This window comes from Luteibacter sp. P4_E6, from assembly GCF_056401535.1.
Genome location: NZ_JBFUJE010000352.1, coordinates 1 through 4,095 on the forward strand (window position 1 = coordinate 1; position 4,095 = coordinate 4,095).

Annotated in this window: 2 protein-coding genes; both read right to left on the reverse strand. The window is 64.6% G+C overall.

Features of this window, described 5'->3' with window-relative positions; all coding sequences use genetic code 11:
* The coding region (locus AC1DT2_RS16970) for a prolyl oligopeptidase family protein (RefSeq protein WP_477297636.1) at positions 1-1,602 on the reverse strand (1,602 nt) is incomplete at its 3' end.
* A 105-nt stretch (positions 1,603-1,707) separates the two neighbouring features.
* Positions 1,708-3,756: a sodium-translocating pyrophosphatase gene (locus AC1DT2_RS16975; RefSeq protein WP_477297637.1), complete on the reverse strand. Its 2,049-nt coding sequence runs from the start codon at positions 3,754-3,756 to the stop codon at positions 1,708-1,710.
* Positions 3,757-4,095: the final 339 nt, after the last annotated feature.

Sequence of the window (4,095 nt, forward strand, 5' to 3'; positions counted from 1 at the left end):
GGCTTTCAACGCCGCCTGGTGCCAGCGGGGACCGTATTCGCCGCCGCCGCGGATATTGGCGATGACGTAAACGCCACCCTTTTCCAGCCAGGCGCGTCCGGCACCCGCGGCATAGGCCGGCTCGAGCGATATCTCGAAACCGCCGTAACCGTAGACCAGGGTCGGGTTAGTGCCGTCGGCCTTCAGGGCCTTCGGCGCGATTTCGAAGTAGGGCACCTTGGTGCYGTCCTTGGAGGTGACGAAGTGCTGGCTGACGACGAACTTCGAGGCATCGAAGAAGGCCGGGCTGTGCTTGATCGCCTCGCGCTCACCCTGGCCGAGGGTGCCGTAATAGAGCGTGGTGGGCTGCAGGAAACCGGTCACGGTGAGGAAGTATTCGTCCGTGTCGTCGGCATCGATACCGCCGGCCTGCATGTTGCTGAGGGCCGGTGCACCGCTGAGCGTATCTTCCTTCCAGGCACCGGTATCGGCTGGCGTCAGGACCTTGATCTGGGTGACCACGTCGTGCGACACGGTGAGGATCAGATGGTGGCGCGTCCACGAATGACCCGCCAGCGACGTGTGCTCGTCGGGTGTGAAAAGTACGGTGAAGTCGCGCTTGCCAGCCATGAAATCGTCGAACTTCGTGGCGACCAGCGAGCCGGAGGGATAGGTCTTGCCGCCGACCGTCCACGCCGTGCGCAGCTCGACAAGCAGCCATTCGCGTTCGACATCGGTCTCGGCGTCGTTGGGCACGTCGATCTTCGTCAGCGAGCCGTCCTTGCCGCGCAGGAAGGTCTCGGAGCTGTAGAACTCCAGTGCGCGCTGCACGAAATCGCGCTCGAAGCCCGGCGTGCGATCGCGATAGGCCGAGATGGAAAGGTCGTTGTCCTTACCTTCGTACACGGTTTGAGCGGAAGCCAGCGGCGTGCCGCGCTTCCATTCCTTGACGATGCGCGGGTAGCTCGAGGTGGTCATCGAGCCCGGACCGAAATCCGTGGCGACATAGATATGGTCGTCGTCGATCCAGGCGACCTGGCTCTTGGCCTCCGGCAGGGCGAAGCCGTCCTTGATGAAGCCCTTGGTCGAGAGATCGAACTCGCGGATCACGTCGGCATCCGCACCGCCGCGCGACAGCGAGACGAGGCAGCGGCGGTAGTCCGGCTTCAGGCACTGCACGCCGTGCCATACCCAGTTCTCTTTTTCGGACGCGGCGAGCGCATCGAGATCGATCACGGTGTCCCAGGCCGGCTTGTCCTTGCGGTACTCGGCCAGCGTGGTACGGCGCCACAGGCCCTTGGGGTGCTGCTTGTCGCGCCAGAAGTTGTAGAAGTGGTCGCCGATCTTCGAAACCATCGGGATCTTCGCGTCGGAATCGAGCATCTCCAGGAGGCGCGCGTCCAGCGTCTTGAAGTCCTGGCTCTCGGCGTACTTCGCCACGGTCTCGGCGTTACGCGCCTTGACCCACTCGAGCGGCTTGGCGCCGTCGATATCGTCCAGCCAGAGATTTTCGTCATCGGCTCCGGCCTGGGTGGCGGGAGCGGCGGTATGCGGGGTGTCGTGGGCTTGAGTCATGCCACTGAAGGTAAGGGCGATGACGAGCGCAATCCAGCGTCGATGCATGGTTCCGGGTTCCGAGATTGAGCGGAACCCGGACCATAGCTTACCCGGCGGGCCCGAAGGCCCATGACTTCCGGGCTACTCCTACCAAGTCAGAGGCCGCATGGCTCAGAGAAACGGAATCAGCAACAGCGCCACGATGTTGATGATCTTGATCAGCGGATTCACCGCCGGGCCCGCCGTGTCCTTGTACGGGTCGCCCACGGTGTCGCCGGTGACGGCGGCCTTGTGCGCGTCCGAACCCTTTCCACCGAAGTTGCCATCCTCGATGTACTTCTTGGCGTTGTCCCAGGCGCCGCCACCGGTCGTCATCGAGATGGCAACGAACAGGCCGGTGACGATGGTACCGATCAGCACGCCACCCAGCGCCTGCGCGCCCGCCTCGGAGCCGCCCAGCCACTTGAAGCCGAAGAGCACCACCACCGGCACCAGCACCGGAAGGAGTGAAGGCACCAGCATTTCGCGAATCGCCGAACGCGTGAGCATGTCCACCGCGCGGGAATAGTCAGGCTTGGTCGTGCCCTCCATGATCCCGGAGATCTCGCGGAACTGGCGGCGCACTTCCTCGACCACGGCGCCTGCCGCGCGACCCACCGCTTCCATGGCCATGGCCGCGAACAGGTACGGAATCAGACCGCCGATCAGCAGGCCGATGATCACGTAATGGTTGGAAAGGTCGAAGCGTATCTCCGTGCCGCCAAAGTGTTCGTTGAGGTTGTGCGTGTAATCGGCGAACAGCACGAGGGCGGCGAGACCGGCCGAACCGATGGCATAGCCCTTGGTCACGGCCTTGGTCGTGTTGCCCACGGCGTCGAGCGGATCGGTGACGCCGCGCACCTCGGGCGGCAGGTCCGCCATCTCGGCGATGCCGCCGGCGTTATCGGTAATCGGGCCATACGCGTCCAGCGCCACGATCATGCCGGTCATRCTGAGCATGGCCGTCGCCGCGATGGCGATCCCGTACAGCCCGGCGAACGCGAAGGCGCCCCAGATGGCCGCGCAAACAGCCAGCACAGGCAGGGCCGTGGACTTCATCGAGACGCCGAGGCCGGCGATGATGTTCGTCGCGTGGCCCGTGGTGGACGACTTGGCCACATGGCGCACCGGCCCGTATTCCGTTGCCGTGTAGTACTCGGTGATCACCACCATGGCCCCCGTGAGCACCAGGCCGATGATCGCGCAGCCGTAAATGCGGCCGGCGCCATAGGCGGAATCCGCCATCATCGACTGGGTGATCGGCCAGAAGGCAATCGCGGCGAGCAGGGCGGAAACGAAGACGCCGGCATACAGCGCATTCATGATCTTGCCGCCGCGGGTCTTCACGAAGAACGTGCCGATCACCGACGCGATGATCGACGCCCCGCCCAGCACCAGCGGGAACAGCACCCCCGACGGACCGGTCTCGGTCGCCATCACGCCGCCGAGCAGCATGGTGGCGATCAGGGTCACGGCGTAGGTYTCGAASAGGTCGGCSGCCATGCCGGCGCAGTCGCCGACGTTRTCGCCSACGTTRTCSGCRATSAYCGCCGGRTTGCGYGGRTCRTCTTCSGGAATGCCGGCTTCSACCTTGCCGACSAGATCSSCGCCSACGTCGGCRCCCTTGGTGAAGATCCCACCACCGAGGCGAGCGAAAATCGAGATCAGCGACGAACCGAAGGCCAGGCCGATCAACGCGTGCAGCGCGTGGGTGCGTTCATACCCCATGTGCAGGAGGATGCCGTAGTAGCCCGCGACGCCGAGCAGGGCGAGTCCCACGACCAACATGCCGGTGACGGCGCCGCCACGGAAAGCTACCGCGAGGGCAGAAGAAAGGCCGCTTCTGGCGGCCTCGGCGGTACGAACATTGGCACGAACCGACACGTTCATGCCGATGTAGCCGGTAGCCCCCGACAGGAGCGCCCCCAGCGCGAAGCCGATGCCTGTTCCCCAGTCGAGGAAGACACCAATAAGGAGCAGAAGGACGATGCCGACGACGCCGATGGTGGCGTACTGGCGGTTGAGGTATGCGCGTGCGCCTTCCTGGATGGCCGCGGCGATCTCCTGCATGCGCTCGTTGCCTGGCGATCTGGCAAGCACCCAGCTGACCGAAAACGCGCCGTACAGAATCGCAACGACCGCACATGCCAGCGCGATCCATAAACCGTACTGTTGCAGCATCGAAGCCTCCCCAAGTTGTGGGAGCCCGCCATGGGGCTCGACCCGAGTATAGGCAGGGGAGGCCGCCGAAGGCGTTGTGCGCTGCGGGACAGGCCACTAAGAAGGCTCGCCTTCGGCCTCGCGGGCTCGGCTTTGCCATCGCTCTCTACACTTGGGCGCTTCGCGAGGAGACCTTGGTGCCCACCCTCGCGGCTCAGACACGTCCTCCGCGTTCGAGAAGGAAAGGCCGCTCCGCGGCCCCTGTTCTTATTGGCCTACGGCCGCTCCACTTGTGCGGAACTCGCCTCGAGGGTGGACACCAAGGTCTTTCACGACGATACGGTTGAGTGGAAGGAGAGC